This is a genomic window from Fulvitalea axinellae, assembly GCF_036492835.1.
Taxonomy (GTDB): Bacteria; Bacteroidota; Bacteroidia; order Cytophagales; family Cyclobacteriaceae; genus Fulvitalea; species Fulvitalea axinellae.
Genome location: NZ_AP025314.1, coordinates 3,439,247 through 3,463,535 on the forward strand (window position 1 = coordinate 3,439,247; position 24,289 = coordinate 3,463,535).

At 47.6% G+C, this 24,289-nt stretch carries 18 protein-coding genes; 8 read left to right on the forward strand and 10 right to left on the reverse strand.

The genetic code is table 11. The features are described 5' to 3' along the window. Positions 1-10 precede the first annotated feature (10 nt). Entirely contained in the window at positions 11-892 is an 882-nt protein-coding gene (locus AABK39_RS12910; RefSeq protein WP_338391759.1) for a diacylglycerol/lipid kinase family protein, read from the reverse strand. Between the two features lie 221 nt (positions 893-1,113). Between AABK39_RS12910 and AABK39_RS12915 the strand changes: the two genes are divergently transcribed. Next, on the forward strand, positions 1,114-2,313 hold the full coding sequence (locus AABK39_RS12915) for an alkaline phosphatase (RefSeq protein ID WP_338391760.1): 1,200 nt from the start codon (positions 1,114-1,116) through the stop codon (positions 2,311-2,313). Between the two features lie 100 nt (positions 2,314-2,413). On the opposite strand, the gene AABK39_RS12920 is transcribed toward AABK39_RS12915, so the two are convergent. From AABK39_RS12920 to AABK39_RS12940, 5 genes are all read right to left on the reverse strand, one after another. Continuing rightward, a complete protein-coding gene (locus tag AABK39_RS12920; protein WP_338391761.1) occupies positions 2,414-3,700 on the reverse strand; it encodes a metallophosphoesterase in 1,287 nt (428 codons plus the stop codon). A gap of 168 nt (positions 3,701-3,868) precedes the next feature. Then, entirely contained in the window at positions 3,869-7,300 is a 3,432-nt protein-coding gene (locus AABK39_RS12925) for an efflux RND transporter permease subunit (RefSeq protein WP_338391762.1), read from the reverse strand. 46 nt (positions 7,301-7,346) lie between these two features. Continuing rightward, complete coding sequence (locus AABK39_RS12930; protein ID WP_338391763.1) at positions 7,347-8,492, reverse strand: efflux RND transporter periplasmic adaptor subunit; 1,146 nt, start codon at positions 8,490-8,492, stop codon at positions 7,347-7,349. Positions 8,493-8,538: 46 nt separating this feature from the next. Beyond that, positions 8,539-9,903 (reverse strand): TolC family protein, encoded by a 1,365-nt coding sequence (locus tag AABK39_RS12935; RefSeq protein WP_338391764.1) that lies wholly within the window; start codon positions 9,901-9,903, stop codon positions 8,539-8,541. Beyond that, complete coding sequence (locus AABK39_RS12940) at positions 9,900-10,508, reverse strand: TetR/AcrR family transcriptional regulator (RefSeq protein WP_338391765.1); 609 nt, start codon at positions 10,506-10,508, stop codon at positions 9,900-9,902. Before AABK39_RS12940 ends, AABK39_RS12935 begins: the two co-directional genes overlap by 4 nt. Before the next feature lie 378 nt (positions 10,509-10,886). Here AABK39_RS12940 and AABK39_RS12945 point away from each other — a divergent pair, with 378 nt between their 5' ends. The 4 genes from AABK39_RS12945 (at position 10,887) to pth (ending at position 14,262) form a co-directional block, all read left to right on the forward strand. Beyond that, on the forward strand, positions 10,887-11,681 hold the full coding sequence (locus AABK39_RS12945) for an alpha/beta fold hydrolase (RefSeq protein WP_338391766.1): 795 nt from the start codon (positions 10,887-10,889) through the stop codon (positions 11,679-11,681). A gap of 293 nt (positions 11,682-11,974) precedes the next feature. Further along, positions 11,975-12,916, forward strand: coding sequence for a ribose-phosphate pyrophosphokinase (locus AABK39_RS12950; protein WP_338391767.1), 942 nt, complete (start codon positions 11,975-11,977; stop codon positions 12,914-12,916). 83 nt (positions 12,917-12,999) lie between these two features. Next, positions 13,000-13,590, forward strand: coding sequence for a 50S ribosomal protein L25/general stress protein Ctc (locus AABK39_RS12955; protein ID WP_338391768.1), 591 nt, complete (start codon positions 13,000-13,002; stop codon positions 13,588-13,590). 111 nt (positions 13,591-13,701) lie between these two features. After that, positions 13,702-14,262 carry an aminoacyl-tRNA hydrolase gene (gene pth / locus AABK39_RS12960; protein WP_338391769.1) on the forward strand — a complete coding sequence of 187 codons (561 nt, stop codon included), beginning with the start codon at positions 13,702-13,704 and terminating at the stop codon, positions 14,260-14,262. A 42-nt stretch (positions 14,263-14,304) separates the two neighbouring features. On the opposite strand, the gene AABK39_RS12965 is transcribed toward pth, so the two are convergent. Next, on the reverse strand, positions 14,305-18,198 hold the full coding sequence (locus AABK39_RS12965) for a hybrid sensor histidine kinase/response regulator transcription factor (protein ID WP_338391770.1): 3,894 nt from the start codon (positions 18,196-18,198) through the stop codon (positions 14,305-14,307). A 134-nt stretch (positions 18,199-18,332) separates the two neighbouring features. After that, positions 18,333-20,357 (reverse strand): alpha-amylase family protein, encoded by a 2,025-nt coding sequence (locus AABK39_RS12970; RefSeq protein ID WP_338391771.1) that lies wholly within the window; start codon positions 20,355-20,357, stop codon positions 18,333-18,335. 183 nt (positions 20,358-20,540) lie between these two features. On the opposite strand from AABK39_RS12970, the gene AABK39_RS12975 reads away from it, so the two are divergent. After that, a complete protein-coding gene (locus AABK39_RS12975; RefSeq protein ID WP_338391772.1) occupies positions 20,541-21,026 on the forward strand; it encodes a DUF4625 domain-containing protein in 486 nt (161 codons plus the stop codon). Positions 21,027-21,047: 21 nt separating this feature from the next. Here AABK39_RS12975 and AABK39_RS12980 read toward each other — a convergent pair whose 3' ends face one another. After that, positions 21,048-21,362, reverse strand: coding sequence for a rhodanese-like domain-containing protein (locus AABK39_RS12980; protein ID WP_338391773.1), 315 nt, complete (start codon positions 21,360-21,362; stop codon positions 21,048-21,050). Positions 21,363-21,502: 140 nt separating this feature from the next. Here AABK39_RS12980 and AABK39_RS12985 point away from each other — a divergent pair, with 140 nt between their 5' ends. After that, on the forward strand, positions 21,503-21,919 hold the full coding sequence (locus tag AABK39_RS12985) for an OsmC family protein (protein ID WP_338391774.1): 417 nt from the start codon (positions 21,503-21,505) through the stop codon (positions 21,917-21,919). Between the two features lie 49 nt (positions 21,920-21,968). Beyond that, positions 21,969-22,499, forward strand: coding sequence for an HdeD family acid-resistance protein (locus AABK39_RS12990; protein ID WP_338391775.1), 531 nt, complete (start codon positions 21,969-21,971; stop codon positions 22,497-22,499). A gap of 93 nt (positions 22,500-22,592) precedes the next feature. Here AABK39_RS12990 and AABK39_RS12995 read toward each other — a convergent pair whose 3' ends face one another. Further along, a complete protein-coding gene (locus AABK39_RS12995; RefSeq protein WP_338391776.1) occupies positions 22,593-23,975 on the reverse strand; it encodes an MATE family efflux transporter in 1,383 nt (460 codons plus the stop codon). Between the last annotated feature and the right edge of the window lie 314 nt (positions 23,976-24,289).

A 24,289-nucleotide genomic window follows, 5' to 3' on the forward strand; every position in this document is an offset into this window, starting at 1 on the left:
CTCTTTTCTCTTAAACCAACACTTTCAGCGCACCTTCCGACACGCGAACGTTAATTTCCCCGCCTTCCAAAGGCCTATATTCGCCATCGACATGAAAGCAATCCGATTCGGGCGAAAGGACCTTGACCTCTTTCACTCGGGTGATACGCACACGCTCGTTTCTGTGAATATTTTTGGTAAACAGTTCCGTAACCAACACTAGAGCCTCAACCATCGTAAACGGCTCGACAAGGCACATATCAAGCAAACCGTCCGACATGTCGGCGTTTGGCGAGATATAAGCGTTATTGCCGTACTGTGGCGCATTGGCAAAGGTCAACGCAAACGCTTCCCGCTCCACCGATTTCCCATCGGATTCTATCCGATAAGACAATGGTTTGTATTTCGCGAATTCTTTCAACCCTTCTCTTACATAAGTACTCAAACCACGCCCTTCGGCAAATTCGAAACACTTGCCGATATGGGCGTCAAACCCAACTCCGGCAGTGCAGAGAAACATTTCGCCATTTATGTAGCCGGCGTCGATTGTCCGCTCGTTAAGCTCCGAAACACGCGCAATGGCATCGGATATTTTCAAAGGAATACCCAAGCTTCTGGCCAAGCCGTTGCCGGAACCCATCGGGATTACGCCCATGGCGGCATCGGCGTTTACCATTCCCCTGGCCACTTCATTTACCGTTCCGTCACCTCCTACGGCCACTATATAACGGATTTTTTGCTCCAAAGCCTCGTTCACCAATTCAACGGCGTGGCCACGCCTTTCCGTATAACGGATTTCGTAAACAAGACCTTTGCTCCCCAGATGCGTCTCAACCCAAGAGGAGAAATCATCTTTGTTTTTCGTCCCCGCTACGGGGTTTACGACAAACAATATCTTTTCCTTAGTCGGCATTCCAATTTTTTAATCAAAGCATTATCTAAGAAGCGCCACATCAAGGTAAGAGCCTCAAGCACCCCTATCACTCCGCAATTCAAGGCATTAGCGACTTTACAATAAAACAAGTCATCATTTATTAAAATTAAAACCATTTCCCCGTTGCGGATATTAAAGGGAAATCTCTAAATTAGGCCGTATTTTTTACGCAACCAAAATTTTGTTGTACGATGAAAAAAATGAGAACATTAACGCTAGGTGTCCTCACTTTTGCCCTCGCCTGCAGTACAGGTATGGCGCAAAAAAAGTCCAAATTTTCTTATCCCGTAGCCTCGGATCCCGACAAGGTTTTCCAGGCCAACGAGGACATTTACACCAACACCAAGTATCATCACGAGGTGAAGGAAATCAAGTTCAAAGGCAACGTTAAGAAACGCGCCAAGAACGTAATCCTGATGGTGTCGGACGGAACGGGGACAACCCAGTTTTTCACCGCTATCGCCGCCAACCACAACAAGGCTTATATCGAGCAGATGCCTGTTACGGGTTTTTCCAAAACAGCCAGCTCTGACCGCTTTGTTACGGACTCGGCCGCGGGCGCGACGGCTTTCTCTATCGGAGAAAAGACTTACAACCACGCTATCGGTGTTGACAAAAACAAACAGCCTAAAGAGACAATCCTCGAAACCGCTGAGAAAAGAGGGCTTTCTACAGGCGTTGTAGCCACTTCGAAAATCACGCACGCGACTCCGGCCGCTTTCATCGCTCACCAAGAGCACAGAAACATGTACGAGGCTATCGCCGCGGATTTTGTGAAAAGTGATGTCGATTTGTTTATCGGTGGCGGACGCAAAGAGTTTGTAGACCGTAAAGACGGCCGTAACCTTGAGCAAGAGCTCAAAGACAAGGGCTTTACCGTAATAAACAAGACCTCCGACCTTGCGAACGCAAAGGGGCAAAAAATCGCCGGACTTCTGGCCGACGACCACATGCCAAGGTTCACTGAGCGTGGCGAAATGCTTGAAACCGCCACCAAGAAAGCCATTGACGTGCTTTCGCAAAACAAAAAAGGCTTCTTCCTGATGGTTGAGGGCTCGCAAGTGGACTGGGGCGGACACGCCAACAACACCAGCATGATAACCGAAGAGGTTCTTGATTTCGACAAAACCTTAGGGGCTGTTCTTGAATTCGCCGCCAAAGACGGCAACACGCTCGTGATCGTGACTGCTGACCATGAAACTGGCGGATATTCAGTCCCTTACGGCAGTATGGAAAAAAGCGAAATCGTGGGTAGGTTTACTTCCCCGAGCCACACGGCCGTTATGGTTCCGGTATTCGCTTTCGGCCCAGGTTCCGAAGAGTTTATGGGAACTTACGAAAACAACGAGATCTATCACAAAATGATGAAAGCCTTCAGATTCCGTAAGGAAGGAATCTAAGCTTGATCAGCATTTTCTGAGAAAGTATAAGAAGACAAAAGGCTCCGCAATATTGCGGAGCCTTTTCTATTTGCACCGATTTTATATCAAAAATCGGATTTTATGCTTTTACTAATTCGGTAATCGTAATCTCCGGAGGCATACCCACCCTACCCGGAAATCCGAGATAACCGAACCCGCGGTTCACGTACAAGAAACGATTGTCTTTCTCATACAAACCGGCCCATTGCTTATATCGGTACTGCGCCGGACTCCATTTAAAAGCGCCGATTTCTATACCAAACTGGAAGCCGTGCGTATGGCCGGCAAACATCAGGTCAATATCGGAATCCGGCAAAACTTGATGGTCCCAATGACTCGGATCGTGCGAAAGCAATACCTTAACCGGATAGTCTTCCGTTCCTTTTATCGCATTCTGAAGGTTTCCGTATTTTGCGAAGCGGCCAGCTCCCCAGTTTTCAACACCGACCAAACCGATGGACTTGCCGTCAACTTTTAGGGCACGGTTTTCATCCAGCAAAAGATTCCACCCCAAACGGCGGTGCGCCTCGTGCATATCGGCCAAGTTTTTCTCTTTCGCTTTCTTGTTCGCCCACACACGGTAATCTCCGTAATCGTGGTTTCCCAAAGTGGAATAAACACCCAAAGGCGCCTTAACTTTCTCGAACACATCGAAGTATTCATTAACCTCTTTCGTCTCGTTGTTCACCAAGTCGCCGGTAAAGAAAACTGCGTCCGGCTTTTCGGACAGAAGCATTTCCACACCGCCTTTAACGGCCGTTTTGTTAAAGAAAGAACCTGTGTGAATATCGGAAAGCTGAGCGAAACGGATTCCGTGAAACTCTTTCGGAAGATTTTTCAACGGCACTTTAACCCTTCTCACTCTATAATCATGCGCTCCGGAAATAATTCCGAAAGACATAGCGGATACCGGAACCGCCGCCACAGCCAAGGCCGTAGTAGAAAGAAATTCAGAACGGCTGATCTTTCTTCCGCTCATAATCGGGACTTCGTCCTCATCCGGCTTTTTTGCGTCCGTTTTAGAACCAGAGAATTTCCCAAAAAGCCACACAACGCCCCGCCTGATATCGTCAAACAAGACAACAACCGAACCCAGCAAACGGGAAAGGTACATCCCGAAGATTATAAGCAACGGATAAGTAAAGAAATGCCTCGGCACATCCAACCACCCAGAAACGCTGAGAGCCAACAACGCTACCGTAGCGTACATCAACACCGTAAAGCCCCAATGTCCGGATATCAGCGGTTTTCGGAACTTTGGAAAATACTTGTCTATCACCACTTTGGCCGCTTGATAAAAGTAAATGTCAACTCCTATCATTAAAACCAATGTAATCAGGAATCTGAAGATGATTTTTGTAACCATAAAGGCGGGTCTTTTCTTTTGGCTAATTGTCCAGTCTCCATATAAAACGGTCCGAACACAAGTCACATTATACTAAAGCCCTCAAATAAAACGCGAAAAGGGCAAAAAAGAAAATCCGACGCGAAGCCGGATTTTCAACACATAGTTCTTTATACCGAAAAAAACGGGTCAGAGTTTCACTCCGACAAATTTCTTTCCTTTTTCTACCAAAAGGTACATTACCGGAACAATCACAAGCGTCAGGAAAGTAGCGAACGTCAAGCCGAAAATAATCGTCCAAGACATTGGCCCCCAGAACACTACGTTATCCCCACCGATATAGAAAGCAAAATCGAAATGGCTCAAGTAGTTGAGGAAGTCGATGTTGATTCCCACCGCCAGCGGAATAAGTCCCAAGACGGTTGTTATAGCGGTAAGCAATACAGGACGCAAACGCGTTTTACCGGCCTTCACGATCTGCTCACGCACCATCTCCACCGTCAATTCCTCTCCTTCTCCAAGCTTGGCCCTAAGACGATCTTTCAGCAAGTTGGTGTAGTCAAGCAACACGATGGCGTTGTTCACCACGATACCCGCCAGCGAGATGATTCCCAGCATGGTCATAATCACGATAAAGTCCATCTTGAAGACCATCAAACCGAGGAAAACCCCGATTGTACTGAAGAGCACCGACGTCATGATGATAAACGGCGTGGTAACTTGGTTAAACTGAGCGACAATGATCAAGAAAATCATGAACACCGCCAGAAGCAGGGCTTGACTCAAGAAAGCCATTTCCTCTTTTTGCTTCTCCTGCTCACCGCCAAACTCAACTTTGTAACCTTGAGGTATATCAAAGCGTTCCAAAGCTTCCTGGATCTGCATATTGATCTCGTTGGCATTGTATCCGTTCAGCACGTTCGAAGATATTGTCACCATCCGCTTTTGGTCTTTTCTGCGGATAGAACCGTAAGTCGAACTCAGCTTGAAATCAGCCACAGATGACACAGGCACCTGAATAATCTTTCCTTGCTTGTTTTGGAACGTAATCAGACGGTTTTTGAGCGCCTCCACATCGTATCGGTATGGCTCCGCCAAACGTAATTTGACATCCCAATCATCGATATCCTCCTTAAAGGTAGACACTTTCTTACCGAAAAGAGAAGTTCTAAGTTCCTCACCAACCTGAGCTGTCGAAAGTCCATAAAAACGGGCTTTCTCTCGGTCAACATTAACAAGGTATTCCGGCTTGCCAACCTCAAGGTCAGACTTCAACTGCTCAATTCCCTGAATACCAGAATTATTGATAAACGTAATGAAGCGTTCGCTGACATCTACCAAAGTAGCCAAATCACGGCCAGAAATCTCAAGCTGAATCGGCTTACCGGCCGGAGGTCCGTCACTGTTTTTGTCAGCGGTCACACTCACGCCAGCGTAGCCCGTCGTTACGGTACGGATCGAGTCCAAAACAGCGCTAGTGCTAATACCGTTTCTACGTTTAAACTCCTCGAAGTTGACAATAATACGTCCCTTATGAGGTGTAGAACCCGTACTTACGGCTTCAGTCTGCGGATCTCCCGAGCTAGTGCCCGCACTGGTCACCACTGATTTCACCATATGGCGATAAGGCTCGATCACCTTCATCACCTTGCCTTCCAGCTCATTTGTCAGCTTGATAGTTTTCTCGATATCCGCTCCAATTGGATATTCGATATAAACCATCGCCTGCGCCGGGTTAGTCTCCGGAAAATACAACACTTTGGGAGGGAAAACACCGAAATACAGGTTGAATGTCAAAATCAAAAGCCCCAATGCACCTCCGAAGAAGAGGAAAGGCTTACGTAACGCAAATTTGAGCGTACGCTCGTAATAACCTTCGATAATCGGCAACAGCCTGGTCTGGAAAGTGTAAGAACCTCTGTTCAACACATAAGCGTCCAGCAAAATCAAAGCACCGCCAACCCCAAACAGGTTTCCGAAAACATTAACCCCGCCAGCGATCAACAAACCGCCAGCCACTATAAGAGCCAAAGCCAAAACCAATACTTTGCGCTTAACAGGCTCAGGCTTACCGTCACGCACTTCCATAAAGTGCATAATCAAGACAGGGTTCACCACCAAAGCCACAAAGAGCGAACACGAAAGCGTGATCATCAAAGTGATCGGCAAGTATTTCATAAACTCGCCCATCATTCCCGGCCATAAGGCCAAAGGAATAAACGCAGCAAGCGTAGTTGCGGTAGAGGAAATAATCGGCCAAGCCACTTCGCCCACACCATATTTGGCGGCGTCCATCGGCTTGTAACCTTCTTCCATCAAGCGGTAAACGTTTTCAACCACCACAATACCGTTGTCCACAAGCATACCCAAAGCCATAATCAAGGCGAAGAGCACCATCATGTTAATATTGATTCCAAAAACAGAAAGAATCAGGAATGACATCAACATGGAAAGCGGAATAGCCACACCGACAAAGAGCGCGTTACGAGTATTCAGGAAGAACAGAAGCACCAACACAACCAGGATTACACCAGAGATGATGTTGTTCTCAAGGTTGCTGACGTTTTCCCGAGTTATAGTCGATTGGTCACCGGTAACGGCGATTTCAAGATCTTTTGGAAAAACACTCCCCTTCAATTCCTTCAAGAGGTTGTTGACTTTCTCCGTAGCGATCAACAGGTTTTTTCCGCCCCGTTTCACAACATCAAGCGTCACCACCTCATTTGCGTTCACCTTGGCGTACGACTCCTGATCCACGTACGTATAATCCACCGTACCGATATCTCGGATATAAACCGGTTTGCCTTTCTCGCGTTTCACCACGACATCAGCCATCAAGGTCGGGTCAGCGTATTCGCCGGCCACACGTACCGAACGACGAATCCCGTCCTTGATAATGTCACCAGCCGACATGTTCATGTTCTCGGACTGGATGGCTTGCTCTATGTCGTTAAAGCTAACTTCACGAGCTTCCATCTTGTAAGGATCGATGTTGATATGCACCTCCCGGTCGTCAACACCTTTGATTTCCCCTTTCGAAATCTCAGGGAAACGCTCCACCTCATCTTTCAGGATTTTCGCGAAATCCCGTAGCTTGTCCTTAGTATAAGGTCCGGAAAAGCTGACATTAAGAATCGGCAAGGCCGACATATCAATCTCTTGCACGTCTGGGTCAGCAGGCAAATCTTTGGGCAGATCCACCTTGGCTTTGTCCACAGCGTTTTTCACGCGGTCACGGGCCTCTTCCTTAGTCACATCGGTCTCAAAATCAACCGTAATGGCCGAATAACCGTCAATCGACACGGAAGTGATCTTGTCCACACCTTTCTCAAGCTTCACATAGCGCTCGATCGGTCTGGTAACCAAGTTTTCCATATCCGCCGGGGAGTTTCCGGGATATGCCGTACCTACGTAAGCTTTGGGGATGTCCAGCTCGGGAAAGTTCTCTTTCGGAAGCGTGACATAAGAGATAACGCCGAAAACCACGATCAAAAGCGTAACGACATACACCGTAGCGCTGTTTCTCAAGGCCAAGCTGGTCAAGCCAAACTCTTTCAGCATTTTCTTGCTTTTGCCGTCCCCTTCTATTTTTGGTTCTTTTTCTTTCAAAACTTCTTCCATCAGTTCATGAAGGTTGGATGTTAGAACTCAGGGAATCCTTTCCCTGTCACTTGATGGCTTTGACTTCTACGCCCGGCGTAGCCTGACGGTAACCTTCCACGATTACCTGATCACCGTTGACAAGCCCTTTAGACAACAGGGTTTTCCCTTTGTAATCGCTGGCCACTTCAACTCTGCGTTTGCGAGCCACGTTTTTGCCTTTTTCCTTAGCCACCACGTATATATAGTCGCCTTTGTTGTCCTTCTGCACCACGCGGGTAGGCACAACAAATCCGCCTTCCACGTTAAGGTCCGTCAGGTTCATGATAGCGGTAAGGTTAGGCCTCAACTCACTATTTCCGTCAGGCAAACGCGTTTCCAAAACGAAAGTTCGCCCAGTTGGGTCGATCACTTTTCCTACTGCGGAAATCTTCGTGTCAAGCGACGCTTCCAAAGCGGGGAATTTCAACATCACAGACTCACCTTCCTTAAACTTCCCGACATATTGCTCCGAAACTTCGCCTTCCACATACATGTCACGAAGACTGATCAAACGGAAAGCCGGAGTGCCGGAAGCCATCATTTGGCCTTTTCTCACGTAAACTTTGTCTACAGTACCGGCAAACGGCGCACGGATTTGGGTAAAAGAAAGCTGGGTTTTCAAAGTTCCCAATTTCGCTTCCAGTGATTCGAAATTGTTTTTCGCTTCCAAATATTGGATTTCGCTTCCGATATTCTGGTCCCAAAGCGCTTTTCTCTTCTCGTACACCTTCTTGGCCAGCTCCATTTGCGTCTCCACTTCAGAAATCTGGTTACGGATGGCGCGGGAATCTATACGGCCAAGCAATTGGCCTTGTGAAACTTTCTGCCCCTCGATCACGCCCAAACTCTCCAGACGCCCCATGGACTCGGATGAAACATCCACGTTTTTACGCGACTTCACTGTACCGCGCACTTCAATCTTATGCTGGAATCCCGTTGGGTTAACGGTCATGAGCTCCACCAAAAGCTCGTTTTTCTTAGTCTCGCCCCTCCATGTCGGATCGAGCGTATCAAGCGCGGCCTCAATAGACTTGAGTTCCTCCTTGATAGTTTTCATCGCCTGAGTTTTCTCTTTCCACTCGGCTTTTTTCTTCGACACGTCGTCGCTTTGGCAAGCCATGAAGCTCACAGCCACCGCCAACAACACGGAACGATAAAATATTTTTTTCATCTGAATTGAAGGTTTCTTTTCCTAAGTCTAATATCGTCTGGGGGTATCAGGGAGCGCCGTAAAGACTTCCCGTTGCTTTGGCCAAGGCCACTTTAGCTACCAAGGCGTCATACAAAGCCGTGAAGTAGTTAGTCTGCGCTTCGGTTAGCGAGTTGTCGGCGTCCACAAGCTCTTGGTTTGAGCCTATGCCTTCCTGAAACTTCATCTTCGTCACACGAAACACCTCGTTCGCCAACTCACGGTTCTGCTCTTGTACCTGAAGCATATCCAAAGCGGTTTTCAGGTCATTCAGCGCCTGCGAATACTCGACGTTAAAGCTTTGTCTCAACATCTTGCGCTGTTGCTCGTATTTGAGCTTCTCCATTCTGGCTTGACGGATTTTGTAATGTTTTGACAAACCGTCAAAAATCGGAACGTTAACCCTTAGCCCCACCAATGAATAGTCTAACCAACCTTGTTTGAAGTTGAAAAACTCGCTGGTTTGGTCGGCGTTAGTATTGTAACCCACTGAGCCGATGAAGCTCAGCGTAGGCAGGTACTGAACCTGATATTGCCTGATATTAAGCTTTGCCAGCTTAATATTGACATCCAGAAGTTGCTTCTCAATCCTGTTGTCAAAATTGCCTTGCGAACCGGAAGGAAGGGTCAAGTCATAGTCTTCCAACCTTTCGACCAAGGCCAAGTCTCCGTCCAACGGATATCCCATCTGGAATTTCAGCGCCAACTGACTGAGACTATGCACTCTGACAAACTGGTCGCGCTGAGCTTTTACGTTATTGTAATTGACCCGGATTCTGTCCACGTCAATTTTTTCGGCAAAGCCCTGCTTCCACATATGGTCCGTCTCATTGAGCAATTTCTCCAGTCGCTCAAGGTTAGAGTCGAAAAGCGTTTTGCGCTTTCCGTTCACCAACACTAGGAAGTAAGCCCTTTTGACGGCGTCAACCCTGTCAATTTTGGTTTTGACAGATTGCCTCTTGGCCAATTCCTGATAAGTGCTCGAAGCCTGAAGGCCCACGATATAGGACCCGTCAAAGAGCAACTGCGACAGTTCCGCACCCAGCGCCCCGTCGAACTTGGTTCCGAAAGCGAATTCAAGCATTTCGCCCGCGTTCGGATCGTAGAACGGAGAGCCCTCAACGTTCGGCATCTGCGTTTTCCGCAAACTCAGGTTGTTGTTCCAAGTCGCCTGCGCGTTGATTTGAGGCAAACCAATGGCGCGCGTCTCCCCCACTTTCGCCTTGGCAATCCTCACATCCACATCGGCGTTCTGAACTTCCGCGTGGTGTTTTAGCGCATAATCGACGCATTGTTGCAGGGTCATCTTATCCTGCGCCAGAGCACTTCCGCCAAGGAAGACTCCCAAGCTCAATGCCGCAGCAAAAGATAGCAAGCGTTTTTTTACGTTCATTTTAGTCCCTCTTTATTGTATTTCTCTAGCAACACTCTGCCCTTCTCCGTTACAAGCCCGTGGATATAATGCGACAAAAATTGCATCTGTACATCCTGGACGGAAAATTTGACAGGGTCGATAACTTCGACATCAAAACTCATTTCAATCTCTTTGTGCAACAGAAGGGCTAGCGTTACAGAATCTACCTCCTCACGGAAAAGACCTTCCTCCTTGCCCCAATCCAAGACCTTGGACATTTTCTCTACATATTCGTCCTGAAAGCTCATCAACTCTTCCCAAAGCTGATGGTAATACCTTTGCAGGTCCGAAATCATCACCGGGTTGATTCGGCTAAAGCGTTCTTTAATATCATTGGCCAACAAGGCCATCAACTGCACGGCGTCGCTGGATTTGTCGAAAAGGTAGTCGATCTGACACTTGTCCTCCTCGATGTAAAGCGTCATGGCCTCCATGATCAGCTTCTCCTTTGTCGAAAACAGTTCGTACAAAGTCTTCTTGGAAATCGCCAGACTTCCCGCCACCTGATCCATAGTCACAGATCTGAGCCCGAAACGCAAGTACAGCTCTGCCGCCGCCCTCACAATCCGCATTTTGGTATCCATATATCTTTGATAATGTATGTCCGTATCCCGTCAATCAGCGAGCTTTCACAACCCATAAGATTAGCCCAAAACAACTTGGGCAAAACGGGAATGACAGCCTTGAAACTCGGAAAACTTTACTCGTTTCTAAAGTTTCCCAACCCTAAGCACTAACGCTACATCTTGTTGAATGTTGTGATATTTTTCCAAAACCTCGAAAACTCTCCCCGTTTCCAAAGTTTTTACCAGAAATAATCCGAAGCCGAAAACAAGACTTCGTCGAATAGATAAATGGCCTTGACACAAAAAAGCCTCCGCAAAGAAACTGTCGATTTATTTATTAAACAAACTTCCCGGGAATTTATTTCACCAAACTAAGCATTTGTCTATTTTAGGCGCATGTACGTAAACGGAACAATCCAAGAGCGCCCCTTCCAATTGGCTTATGAAGCGTACGGAAAAGGACCGTCCACACTAATCACTTTCCATGGTTACGGACAATTTCCGGAAGTGTTCAGGAATTTTGAAAAAATTTACCCGGACACACGCGTTTTATCCGTTTGGCTGTTTCACCACGGCACATCGAAAACACCCCTCGCCCCACCGGTCTCAGAAAACGAATGGATCGAGATGTTCCAAAAGCTACTATCACAGGAAAAAGTAGGCCAGTTCAGCCTCTTGGCGTTCAGCATCGGTTGCCGACTTGCTTTTTCCATTCTTCACAAAATACCCGAAAGAATAGAAAAGGCGACATTTCTCGCTCCTGACGGGATATTAAAATCCTTCACGTATTCTCTCGCCTGCAGAACTTCAGTCGGAAAACTCTTATTCAAATCGCTAACGGGCGATTCGGATATACTTCCGAGACTTATTCAGGCCATTTCCAAAACCGGGGCGCTCCCCCGAACTTTGACACGCTTCGCATTATCCCAAATAACGACCTCCGCCCAGCGCAAAAAACTATACCGCACATGGATCTCGCTCAGCCGTATCTTTCTCTCGAAAAAGGCTCTCGAAAGCGCTTTGGCCCATCCTGGGGTCGGCATAATTTTGGCGAGTAGAGACAATGTGATACCCGAGTCAAAAATCAGGGCCAGAATCCCCAGCAACGTCACCGTACGAACTTTACCCTGCGGACACACTAACTTAATACAGACATATGAAAAAGAGGTGAAACAGAACGTCCGCCGTTAAGGTTTTGAAAACCTAAGGATGCTTTTACAAAAAAGATTTCATACCTTTGCGCACGAATTCCGACTTGGAAAAACACCAAAGTGAGACACAAAAAAGATACGTTTATACAATCTTACTCTTCGCCCGAGATACAACCGGCGCGAGAAGACATCCGGGCGCTGTCGGAGCGCTCCGAAATTCTGGCTTCACGGGTTCGATTCCCGTACGGATGACAATATAATACCCGTCAAGGTCGATATGACTTTGGCGGGTATTTGTTTTATGGGATAATCCTAAGTACACCAAACTCAATTATGTCTGCTGTAAAAATATTTTCAGGCACCAACTCGCAATATCTGGCCGAGGAAATCGCGCACTGTTACGGAACTACTTTGGGCAACGTAGAAATCCAAAAGTTTAGCGATGGGGAAATCAACCCGATTTTCCACGACTCAGTCCGCGGTTGCGACGTTTATCTTGTCCAGGCTACCTTCGCACCTGCCGACAACCTGATGGAACTTCTCCTGATGGTAGACGCTTGTAAAAGGGCCAGCGCAAAGCACATTACGGTTGTGATACCTTACTTCGGCTACGCTCGCCAAGACCGCAAAGACAAGCCTCGTGTTCCGATCGGAGCCAAGCTGACCGCCAATATTATTATGGCAGCCGGAGCCGACCGCATGATGACTTGCGACTTGCACGCTGGACAGATCCAAGGTTTCTTTGATATTCCAGTAGACCACATGGACGGTTCGTACATTTTTATTCCTTACTTGAGAAATCTTAAGCTGGAAAATATTATCTTTGCGTCCCCTGACGTGGGAGGTACGAAGCGGGCCCGTAATTTTGCCCAGTTCTTTAACGCCGACATGGTAATTTGCGACAAACATCGTAAACGCGCCAACGAGGTGGCTTCCATGCAGGTAATCGGTGACGTAACGGACAAGGATGTTATCCTTGTGGACGACATCATCGACACTGGCGGAACGCTCTGCAAAGCGGCTTCTATTTTGAAAGAAAAAGGAGCCAAGAGCGTAAGAGCCGTGTGTACTCACCCGGTACTTTCGGGTAACGCTTACGAAAACATTGAGGCTTCGGAGTTGGAAGAGTTGATCGTAACCGACACTATTCCGCTTAGAAAAGAGACTACGAAGATCAAAGCGCTTTCAGTTGGCGAACTGTTTGCAAAAGCGATCCGCAAGTTGCATGACAACGAGTCTATCAGCTCGCTGTTCATCAAAGGCGGCGGTCGTTAATCACTGGCAGGCACAAGACATTAGAATTATATAAGCGGGGATTTTCTCCGCTTTCTTATTGATATATTTATTATAATACCATTATGGAAACTGTAGAGATTATAGGGTTTAAAAGAGCAAATCTCGGCAAAAAAACAGCTAAAGAACTCCGTCGCGAAGCGCAAGTACCTTGCGTATTGTACGGTGGATCAGAGCAAATTCACTTCTCTGCTCCAATGATCTTGTTCCGCGAGCTGATTTACACTCCAAACGCTTACTTCGTAAACTTGAACATCGAAGGAGCTGAGTACAAAGCTATCCTCCAGGACGCCCAATTCCACCCAGTGAGCGAAATGTTGCTCCACGCTGACTTCTTGTTGCTCGACGAGACAAAAGTCATCAAGAAAATGGAAATTCCTGTTGAGTTGGTTGGTACTGCTCCTGGCGTATCTGTTGGTGGTAAATTGGTTACTAACGTTCGTAAACTTTCAGTTAAAGCGTTGCCAGCCAACATGCCTTCAAGCATCAAGGTTGACGTAAGCGCTCTTGAGCTCGGAAAATCTACTCGTGTAAGCGAGATCGAGACTGAAGGATACGAAATCCTGAACAACCCACAAGTATCTGTAGCTACAGTGTCTATCCCAAGAGCACTGAGAAGCAAGATGAACGAAGGTGGCGAAGAGGAAGAAGCGTAAGCGACTCCTTTTTCGAAGACATAAACAAAATCCTACCGTTTACGGTAGGATTTTTCTATTTTCGGCCGAATCTGGAAAGGAACCCGGTTTCCTTCCGAAAAAGTCATACAAATGAAACACCTTATTGTAGGCCTGGGCAATATCGGGCCGGAGTACGAAGAAACAAGACACAACGTCGGTTTTATGACCGTCGACGCCATAGCCAAAGAGAAAGGACTTGAATGGAGCGCGGAAAGGTACGCCTTCAAGTGCGAATACAAATACAAGGGCCGTTCGATCCACATGATCAAGCCCACCACTTTTATGAACCTCAGCGGAAAAGCCGTTCGCCACTGGATGAGTGTTCTTAAGATCCAGAAATCCAACGTTTTGGTGATTGTCGACGACTTGGCCATTCCGTTCGGAAAGTTGAGAATGAGGGCGAAAGGCTCCAGCGCCGGTCACAACGGCCTCAAAAATATTGAGCAACTAACCGGCGGACAAGACTACGCCCGCTTGCGTTTCGGAATCGGTGACGACTTCAGCAAAGGCAAACAAATCGATTTTGTATTGGGTGAATTCTCCGAGGACGAGAAAGCGGGACTCCCTTTGCTTATCGACCGTTCGGCAAAAATGATCGACGGTTTCTGCACTGCGGGAATCGCCAGAACCATGAGCCAGTACAACGACTAATTGTGGGAAAAGGAGGTTTTTAGCATCCCTCCTTTATCTCTTTTACTCCAACTCATCGCCTAAAACCTGACGCTCTTTACGGTATTGCGACGGCGACATGCCGTAGATTTGCACAAAGCTCCGGCCGAAAGTGGCGGGCGCATTGAATCCCAACTCGTCAGAAATTTCGCTGATGCGCCAATCGGTACGGATGAGTAACCATACGGCTTTTTCCATTCTTTTGGATCGGATCAGTTCCAGTGGCGTCATTCCCGTCAGGGCTTTTACTTTTCTGTAGAGTTGCGCCCGGCTCATCCCCATCACTTTTCCCAGATTTTCCACACTGAGCGTTTCATCCGAAAGCCTGTCCCCTATTTCTTTTAAGAGTTTGTCCAGAAAATCTTTGTCTCTGGACACCACATCTTCGCCGAGATCTTCCGTATTGAGACTTTCCCTAAAACGGCCCGCTACAGCTTGACGACTGACGGCGTTCCATACTTTCTTCCTTAATTCTTCCGGAGAAAAAGGCTTCTCGATATAATCATCAGCCTTTGCGGACAAGCCTTCCAAACGAGCCGTTTCCCCTCCTTTGGCGGACAGGAAAAAGAACGGGATATGCGAAAGCCTTTCATCAGCCCGGACCTTTCGGCAGAACTCCAAACCGCCACCATTCGGCATCATAACATCACTGATTATCAGATCCGGCACCTGTTCCAAAGCCAATTCCCAAGCTTCGTTTCCGTTTTCGGCCATTACCAGATCAAATCCGTCAAGAATCTCCAACAGGAACGCGCGCATCTCCCGATCATCCTCAGCAACAAGTATTTTCGCCTCTGGATTCGGTTCAGCTGAGACTTCCGGAGTTTGCGCAGGCTCTTCACCAACACAAGGCAACATCACCGTAAACTCGCTTCCCTTGCCTAGACCCTCACTTTTCACGGATATTTCACCGCCATGCAATTCTACCAAACTACGCACCAAAGGAAGCCCAAGACCTGTCCCTTTCTCCGAATCATCGGACTGTTCGTACTTTCTGAAAACACGCTTAATATCGCTTACCGTGAGACCTTTTCCGTCGTCGGAAACTTTAACGAACCAACCGTCATCCGACTGGCCACAGGTGACAAGAATCTTTCCGCCCGAGTTTGTCGCTTTCAAAGCGTTGGACATCAGGTTTAGGAATATTTTCTCCAATTTTCGTTCGTCAACGGCCATTCTGAATTCATTGGTTTCTGGACGAAACGAAAGGCTAACTCCTTTGCTTTCGGCTCTCGGCCCAAAACCGCCCGACCATTGCCTGAGCAGATCCACGACATCAACCGTACGCCTGTTCATTCGTAACATACCTTCTTCGGCTTTCCGGAAATCGAGCAACTGCTCGACGAGAGCGAGTAAACGTTTCGCATTTCTGTTCACCCTGCCGAAAACAGCCGTCCGGTCCAGCTCTTTGTTCAAATCCAGCCCCTCTTCGGCCACACCCATAATGAGACTCAACGGCGTTTTGAACTCATGCGAAACGTTCGTGAACAAATCCATTTTCGCCTTATGAACTTCTTCAGCATTTTTAAGCTCCATCGCTCTAAGTTTCAGTTCTCCTTTGAGTTTGACCCGTCCCAAAAGGAAGCTGTAAACAGCATACAGAAGCCCGCAAAGAACGACGAAAACAAGGAATCGGAAGATCCCGGTTTGCCACCACGGAGGCAGAATATCTACCCGGAATGTAAAACGCCCTGATCCGCTCTTCATTTCCGCCTCGAAAAGGTAGGAACCCGGCGGAACGTTTATATATCTTAACTTGGCTGGATTAGCGACCTGCCGCCAATCTTCGTCAAATCCTTTGAGCCTATATCTGACAAAACGCCCGCTACCCGAAAAATCAGGCGCTACTATCCGCATACTGAACCCGTCCTTACCGAAAGGAATCTCAACAGGCGATGTACTCTCCTGAAAATCGGCCAATTCGGATAACCACGAACGGCCACCGGCCTCAAATTCCGAAAGGAAAATATTATGAGACTTTTCTCTCGGAACTATTTTGCTCGGATCAAAATAAAGTAACCCGTCCACCGTTCCGAAGTACAGCCAACCGCGAGCGTCCCGGTGGGTAGCCCTAGGCGTAAACTGCCGTGACGGCAAGCCGTCTTGCTTTCCGTAACGCACTATCTGTCCCGTCTTCACATCCAGCGACACCAATCCGTCGTTTGTCCCAAGCCAAGCTTTGCCAGCTCCCCAAACTATACTTTTTATATCATCGCCCGGTAAGCCGTCTTTTACCGACCAATGTTTCGGCTCTCCGTCTCCCAAAAGCCAAAGCCCTTTATTTGTCGCCAAAAGGATTTCTTCCGAATCGCCCGCTTTTTCCATTGCGTAAATCGAAACAGACGGCACGTTTTTCAACCGAGTAGAAAGTACCGGCAACCCAAGAGAATCAAGTACTAAACGATAAATTCCGTTTCCCGTACCAACCAAAAGCAGACTGTCATTCTCAAAAATAAAATCATTGACATTTGCCCCCCCAATAAAGCCGGACATACGGGTAATTTCATTTTTCCCTTTGGGAATAAAATCCAACCCTCCAACTGTACCCAGCCATAGGTGTCCGTGTTTTCCCCTCCTTATTTTCAGAACGGTATTGGCGCTCAGGCTCTGTTCATCTTCCCGATCGAACATAAACACCTTGGAATTCCCAGTTTCAGAATCAAATTCCGTCAACCCGTTCTGAAAAGCGCCACACCAGACTTTTCCATCAAAATCATTAAAAAGCACCCCGATTTTATCACCGGAAAGACCGTCTTTCTCATCAAAATGCCTGAATTTTCCCGTAGAAAGATCGTATTCGGAAAGACCTCCACCATCCGTTCCTAGCCAGACTTTCTCCCCTTCGGGGGAAGTGGAAATCGCACGGACAATCCGGTGGCGAAGTCCTGAAGAAAAATCAAAAGGATTGAAAAACAGAGAACGGAAAGCCGGGCGCTTAAGATCCGTAACGCAAATACCACCATCGGTCAATCCCACCCAAAGCAAGCCTCTTCCGTTTGCGTATATGCTGGAAGTCTGGTCAGTCTTAAGGTTTACGGTAAACGGATAGGACGAACGGAGCGTACTGACTTCCCCGGTCCGCTTATCGATTTTGGCGATTCCTCCACCGCCGGTTGTCATCCACACTTCATGCGGACGCTCGGGATCAGGCGTGGCAAATCCATTTACAAACTCGTGCCCCAAACCCTCGGCGACACCGAATCTTTTCCATTCGCCGGTTTTCCTTTCATATAAAAACGCACCGGTCTCTTTGTCGGAAAGCCAAAAATCGCCTTGTTCGTCAGCGTAAGCGAAAACATATTGTTTTTGGATAGGCAACCTTGTTATGGATTTCCAACCGTTTTTGCCAGCATCGCGCCTTAAAATCCCGATTTCGCTAACTGCCCACAAGTCTCCTTTAGAGTTTCCTGTCAAGATCCTTATAGCCGAATGTCTCAGCGCTTGCCCGGCAAACTTCATTTTTTTAGTATCAAAAAAGAAAATGCCCTTTCCTGTACCGAACCACAAACCACCATCGCCAACTTCCATGGAGTTTATCCCACTCTTGGAGCATTCACCCAAGTTTATTCTCTGGAAATCTCCGCTTTCGGGGCGATACAGCTCCAAACCGGCCCAATCCAAAACCCAAACCCGACCGTCCTTATCGCATAACACTTTGCGGATAAAATTGCCGCGCAACGACGCGCTATCGGCCGGATCATGTCTGAAATTTTTGAATTCAAAACCGTCAAAACGACTGAGTCCGCTTCGTGTTCCGAACCACATCACGCCGTTTTTTCCTTGGGTAATGCTGGTGACATGGTCTTCAGCCAAGCCGTTATCGGATGTGAACGTCCGGAAGCGGTACGCCCTTTCCTCCGCCATAGCCGAGGTTGCGTACAGAAAAAAAATCATCCCAAACAATATCGCCTTCTTCATTCTCCCTATGTTTCGGTTCAACAATCGACAACGCCTTTCGGCAAAACCACAAAACCAAGAAGCCCGCAACGCCGAACTTCTTGGTTGGTAAAATCAGCTCTCGCTAATGCTTTTTTTGAAATAATTCCTGAAAATCAGATCACTTCATACTCGCAGAAAAGGAAACCTGCTTTGTCTGCGATCTCGAAATCCACGGCGCCATCTTTTCCCACAGTCACTTCCCTTGAGGTTTTCTTTATCAAATCCGTAATCTTGATTTTCTTTCCGCCAAGAAAGTTCAGTTTGATTTTCCCGTTCCGGTTTTCATTGTTCAACTCACGGAAAATGGTCAAATAACCACGGTCATCAGATGGCAAATAGTTTTGGAAACCGGTCCAAGAGCTATTATCCGGCTTCGCTCCGACAGGGAAAACGTAGCCGTCATACATCTCTTTGCGGTGCAATTTGTATTCGGCCAGCAATTTACGGATCTCGTCACGGGCTTTGTCCGTATAACGATGAGTTTCTTGGAAGAAAATCGGGCTTCCCATCAGCGTCAGCGCCACACTGTACGGATGATTGTGCAAATACGCGTCGCTCAGTTCCCTGTTCACCCTATCGATATTCTGAACACTGATTTGGTATTTGTTCAGGTTCAGGTATTTCGAAGTCTGCCAAGCGTCACGCAACACGAGGTACGGATGATAAAGCACGTTCGGCGGATTCTGCGGCTTACGGTTTTCAAGATAGATATTTCCGTATTCGCGACCGTAGAAGTAACCGATCCTCGGCGGATTTTCAGTCACATCCCAGTTTACGCGCACATTGTGCTTAGTGTATTTTATGAAATTCCTGACTTTGGAAATAAAACCGTCCAGAGTCTCATAATTATATAATTTGGCAAAATCCAGCTTGTAGTACAAGAACCCTCCTTTGTCGTAATTCCATTTCAGATCTTCAAGCGGAATAGACCACGCGGCCCAAAGCCCGGGACGGATCCCGTTGGTTTTGTAATACTGGCGAGTAGGTTCCCAGCCTTTCGGAAAAACGTCGTACGCCCCCACAACTTTGCTTTCAAGCTTTCTGACCGGACGCCATTTGCCGTATCCTTTCCCTTGCCAACCGTCATCGATTTGCTGAACATCGATTCCCAAATCTTTCTGCGAATCGATTTCCCTGAAGATATTCTCTTGGCGCGAAGCGTACTTGCTGATTTCGCCCGAAGAACCGCTACCCCACGTATTGGCCATTATGTAAATATCGCGCTCGGCGTCTACCGGATATCTCGCTCTGTCAAAACGTTTAATCGCCAAGGCCTCCTCGGCCTCTCCGCCCTCGAAAAGGACAATCCAGTTTGCCCAAGCTTGTCTGTATTCAAAATCGTTCAGGTTTTTGGCCGTTAACGCCACTCCCGTACTTTGTAACGTTCCATCCACAACGGCGAACACTCCCGTATTTACGCCTTGCTGGTTTACGCATTTGTGGCTTTCCTTCACCAAAGCTAAACCTTCATTGCCTCTTTTGCCGATATACACGCTAGCCCAATCCGCTTCTCCGTTGGAATTCTCTTCCCTCAAAATTTCTGTTTCGGCCATATTCCGGTGTTGCGTATCGTTGTAATAACCTACGGCCTTCCACTCGGCGGAACCCTTGCCCACGGCCACGGCTTCCGCAACCACTCCGTCCAGAGCGTTTTCGGAAAGTTTGGTTCCGGGCAAAAGCTTAAACCACAATTGCGTCCGTAGCCCCGGCGTGTTCGGATAGGCCCAAACCTTATATTTCGCCAACAAACCCAACTTCGGATATTCCGTCTCCACGACTAATTCCAAATGCCTTGACGTAAAACCCTCATCGTCACTCTTCTCTACGGAGACGCTTTTCAATACGGCCGGATTTTCGGCGTCTGCCCAAGTCGGGTGACCAAAGACCGGCAATGGTTCTTCCGACGCCCAGGCTTTATTGCCATCTCTTGATACGGAAGCGGAAACCAAACCTCGTTCCGTCCAAGCGAATTCCCTGCTTATCTCTCCAGTTCCTATTGCCAAATTATCTCCCCGCATTTCAACAAAAGCATTCCCCAAACGGGAATCACCTACGGACTGCCACGGCCCATCATCTTTGGAACAGCCCGCAAAAAGGGCTAATAAAACAGTAAAAACCAACGCGCGAAAAATACTCATAGCGATTTTCATTTGTTATGGAAAACTCCGGCTAGTGGCCGGCATAACATAAAGATAAACCGGCAGGCATACTGTATTCTTTACGATTAGTCTCAAAATACCGCCGAAAAAGGTCACTCGCAACAAAAATCCAAGAGTTGCCAAACAAGTCCATCACTAACCGGCTTGATGTAAAAAATGTCTATGAAATCTTTATATATCTTACTTGCGTCAATAATCGTGTTTTCCTTGCACTCCTGCAACGGTCCGGACGACTCGGACAGGAACGATTATCCCACAATCAAAAACGTTAAAATAGGAAAACGGACCGGCACGCTACCCGACGGAAAGACAGCTCCGTTATTTCTGTTCGGAGACACGTTGAAATTCTCCGCAGATGTGGCGGACAGCCACTCGCTTTCGGGTTTTATTCTGGAAGTGGAATACACGGAAACGGAAAAAGAGGGAACCCGTGGCTGGCAATACGAAACGGACGGAGACTTATTGGGGAGAAAAGAAGCTACAGTGTTGGTCAACGACAGTATAGTCCCTTCCTCGTTTACGGTCAATGGCACAGTTTACCAAACGGCCCAAGGGGTTTATAACCTAACCTTTATCGTAAGCGATACAGTGAGTCTGGAAACAAAACTAACGCAAAAAATCCTGATTATGGAGCCTCCCCAGCCTTAACGGGGAAGGCTCCAAACAGTATCAGTACTGGATAACGCTCTTGTCCACTTTTTTGCCATAATCAAGGATACCACCTTCAAGATTATAGCAATTCTCAAATCCTAGACGCTCAAGTTGTTCGATGGCTCTGGCGCTACGCACACCGCTACGGCACATCACAACCACTTTCTTGTCTTCAGGAATTTGCTCAACAAAATCGTTTAAACGGCTCAGCGGCATAAATTCCCCGCCAATATTAGTCAATTGGTACTCGTTCTCTTCCCTTACGTCAATCAGAACAAAGTCTTCGCCCTGGTCACGCATCTCTTTCAAGCCTAATGCGTCTATTGTTTTCATGTTTCGTTAGGTTATTCGATAGTCAATCGTAATCGAAGTTAATAAAAAGGCTTGAGCGCCCATAAGAGACGGGCTACATTTTAGTAAATTAGCGCAGACAGTCCGGCATTCGCCGGTTCACCTTTCCAAACCACATTAAAATGAAGGTAAATATCGAACGTCTCGACGACGCGTTCCACATGCGGGCGTCCAACGAAAACGGAAATACAATCGAAATGGATACTTCCGCAAGCCACGGAGGTAGCGGACAAGGCGTCAGCCCGATGCAACTGTTGCTGGCCGGCGTAGGTGGTTGCAGCGCCATCGACATTATCAGCATACTGAAAAAACAGAAACAGCCGTTGGGCAAATTCACTATCGAGGTGGACGGCTCAAGAGTGGACGCTACTCCGTCGGTTTTCGAAAAAATCAAGGTCACATACCGCCTCCACGGTGACTTGGACGAGAACAAAGTACGCAAGGCCATTGACCTTTCGGTAGAAAAATATTGTTCCGTAAGCAAGATGCTCGAAAAAACGGCGGAGATAGAAACGGCATTCGAAATCATCCGGGACTAAACTCCCGGCTCAGATTTTGCCCCGACGGAGTAAAGACACTCTCCGTCCCATGAAAAAATACGTATACGAAAACTGGTGGGCCACGGCCCTAAAGGGTCTGGCCGCCTTGTTATTCGGCATTTTCGCCGTAGTTCGCACCAGTCTGGCTTTCGAAACGCTTGTCTACTACTTCGGCTTTCTGGCCATTATCAGCGGAATTCTGGTTTTCTCGGGCGCTATCCGCTACAAAAAAACACTTCCCCACCGCGGCCTCTGGATTTTTGAAGGCCTTTTGGATATTATCATTGGCGTAATCGTTATTTACTATCCCGCACCGTCCGCCGAAGTTTTGTTGATACTGATGGGAGCTTGGGCTTTCGCCACAGGCGCCATGCAACTATTGGCAGCCTTCCGCTTGCATGACGGCTGGCTGTGGGGGCTTGGAGGCGTCGCTTCTATCGCCTTCGCCTTGATTCTTTTCAAACATCCCATAGCCGGGGCTATAGCCATTACCTTTGTCATTGGAATTTATATGATAATACTCGGAGTGTTTTTGCTCTCCTCCGCCTTTAGGCTCCGCCAACATCGGGACCCGTTTTAGAATAAAAACTTCAACTAAGAAAAACGCCCACTGACTAACCGAGCGAATGATGTTCGCAGTTAATCAGTGGGCGTTTTTTGTTACTGTACTTCCTTAGACAACCATTGGCTGCTCCTTGGCCAAAACCTCATCGTGTTTGGCATTCAGCTCCGGAAGCAGGCGCGCAAAAGCCCAAGCGACCAAAATCACACCTTTTAAGATAGACGAGAACGTAATCGCCCACCAGATTCCTTCCACGCCCCAATCCAACACATCGGAAAGGTAAATCGCCGCAGGAATTCTCAAAGCGGTAAAAACTATCCCGACATACGAAGGAATATTACTTTTACCCACACCGTTAAACAACCCGGAAGTAGTGATTTCCCAAATCATAAAGATCTGCGAAACCGCCAATATCCTCAGATAAATCCCTCCCAATTCTATTGGTTCCTTTTCCGGAATAAATAAAGAAAAGACTTCTTTGCCAAAGAATACGAACAGTAGAGTCGGCAACAACCCAACGACCGTCATCAGCAACAATGTGCCAAAGTACCCCCGCTTGATCCGCCCTAATTTTTTCGACCCGAAGTTCTGACCCGTAAATGTTCCTAACGCCGTAGCGAAACCGCTTGCCGTCATCCAGGAAATAGCCTCGATCTGCGCCCCCACACTCTGTACAGCGACAGGCAAAGCGCCCCAACCCGAAACCAAACGGGTTACGACCATGGCAATTACGGAGAAAAGCGCCATCTGCGCCGCCACGGGAAAACCTACCGATACGATCGGTTTCACCGTCACCTTCTCCAACTTTCCGAACAGCTGGGGCTTGCCCAACGGGGTTTTCTTTCCTTTAAGCAAAACAGCAAATACCACAGCCACTATAAACTGCGACAGCACGGTAGCCATAGCGGCGCCGGCTACGCCCATTGCAGGAAATGGCCCGTATCCGAAAATCAACAAGGGGTCAAGCGCCATATTAACCACCAACCCCAACGTATTGACATAAAACGGCGTGCGACCATCCCCTTTTCCGTTAAAAACACCCGAAAACGTCTGGTTGAGATAGGCGAATACCATACCGCCCGAAACTATCCGCAGATACAGAATTGCCTGTTCGGCCACTCCCGTTTCGCTAAAACCAAAGAAACCTATAAGGTTTGGGGCGAAAAACAGGGAAAACAAAGCGTAAACGCTGGCAAAAACCAATGCCAGCGTAGTGGCCGCACCAGCCACTCTCCTGGCCATTCCCATATCACTACGGCCTATTGATTGGGCAATCCCCACTTCGGCCCCGATCTTCGTGGTCATCATCAGGGAATTTCCGAGCCAAACCAAGAAACCCGCCGCGCCGACCGCCGCAACGGAATCGCTTCCCAAACGTCCCAACCACGCAATGTCGGTCATATTATAGGCCATCTGCACAAACGATGTCCCCATTATAGGCAACGCCAACTTCAATATAGCCGGCAATTCCTTTCCTTTCGTCAAATCACTCATTCACAACACCTTACTAAAGACATTTCTCCCCTGAAAATTAGGGCCCGCAAATGTACGTACTCCCGCTGGATATTCCGCGATGAGTCACGTAAAAATGGCTCTTGGCAAGAAACGGGGGGAAAGGAATTAAATTCTTTGATTCGAAATCTTTTTCGTGAAAAAATCTGAATGACGCACAAACACGAAATGATCTATCAAAAGCCGAAAAACAGATAAAACAAAATATTCCTCTTATTCCACATAAAAAAATCGAAAACCGGGTTTATACGCCCCGATTATTCTTCAAAAAACAAAACCGCACCCTTTTTCAAAAG

Excerpts from the sequence above, each read along its gene's own strand:
- AABK39_RS12910 (WP_338391759.1), bottom strand. The coding sequence starts at position 892 with ATGCCGACTAAGGAAAAGATATTGTTTGTCGTAAACCCCGTAGCGGGG.
- AABK39_RS12915 (WP_338391760.1), top strand. The coding sequence starts at position 1,114 with ATGAGAACATTAACGCTAGGTGTCCTCACTTTTGCCCTCGCCTGCAGT.
- AABK39_RS12920 (WP_338391761.1), bottom strand. The coding sequence starts at position 3,700 with ATGGTTACAAAAATCATCTTCAGATTCCTGATTACATTGGTTTTAATG.
- AABK39_RS12925 (WP_338391762.1), bottom strand. The coding sequence starts at position 7,300 with ATGGAAGAAGTTTTGAAAGAAAAAGAACCAAAAATAGAAGGGGACGGC.
- AABK39_RS12930 (WP_338391763.1), bottom strand. The coding sequence starts at position 8,492 with ATGAAAAAAATATTTTATCGTTCCGTGTTGTTGGCGGTGGCTGTGAGC.
- AABK39_RS12935 (WP_338391764.1), bottom strand. The coding sequence starts at position 9,903 with ATGAACGTAAAAAAACGCTTGCTATCTTTTGCTGCGGCATTGAGCTTG.
- AABK39_RS12940 (WP_338391765.1), bottom strand. The coding sequence starts at position 10,508 with ATGGATACCAAAATGCGGATTGTGAGGGCGGCGGCAGAGCTGTACTTG.
- AABK39_RS12945 (WP_338391766.1), top strand. The coding sequence starts at position 10,887 with ATGTACGTAAACGGAACAATCCAAGAGCGCCCCTTCCAATTGGCTTAT.
- AABK39_RS12950 (WP_338391767.1), top strand. The coding sequence starts at position 11,975 with ATGTCTGCTGTAAAAATATTTTCAGGCACCAACTCGCAATATCTGGCC.
- AABK39_RS12955 (WP_338391768.1), top strand. The coding sequence starts at position 13,000 with ATGGAAACTGTAGAGATTATAGGGTTTAAAAGAGCAAATCTCGGCAAA.
- pth (WP_338391769.1), top strand. The coding sequence starts at position 13,702 with ATGAAACACCTTATTGTAGGCCTGGGCAATATCGGGCCGGAGTACGAA.
- AABK39_RS12965 (WP_338391770.1), bottom strand. The coding sequence starts at position 18,198 with ATGAAGAAGGCGATATTGTTTGGGATGATTTTTTTTCTGTACGCAACC.
- AABK39_RS12970 (WP_338391771.1), bottom strand. The coding sequence starts at position 20,357 with ATGAGTATTTTTCGCGCGTTGGTTTTTACTGTTTTATTAGCCCTTTTT.
- AABK39_RS12975 (WP_338391772.1), top strand. The coding sequence starts at position 20,541 with ATGAAATCTTTATATATCTTACTTGCGTCAATAATCGTGTTTTCCTTG.
- AABK39_RS12980 (WP_338391773.1), bottom strand. The coding sequence starts at position 21,362 with ATGAAAACAATAGACGCATTAGGCTTGAAAGAGATGCGTGACCAGGGC.
- AABK39_RS12985 (WP_338391774.1), top strand. The coding sequence starts at position 21,503 with ATGAAGGTAAATATCGAACGTCTCGACGACGCGTTCCACATGCGGGCG.
- AABK39_RS12990 (WP_338391775.1), top strand. The coding sequence starts at position 21,969 with ATGAAAAAATACGTATACGAAAACTGGTGGGCCACGGCCCTAAAGGGT.
- AABK39_RS12995 (WP_338391776.1), bottom strand. The coding sequence starts at position 23,975 with ATGAGTGATTTGACGAAAGGAAAGGAATTGCCGGCTATATTGAAGTTG.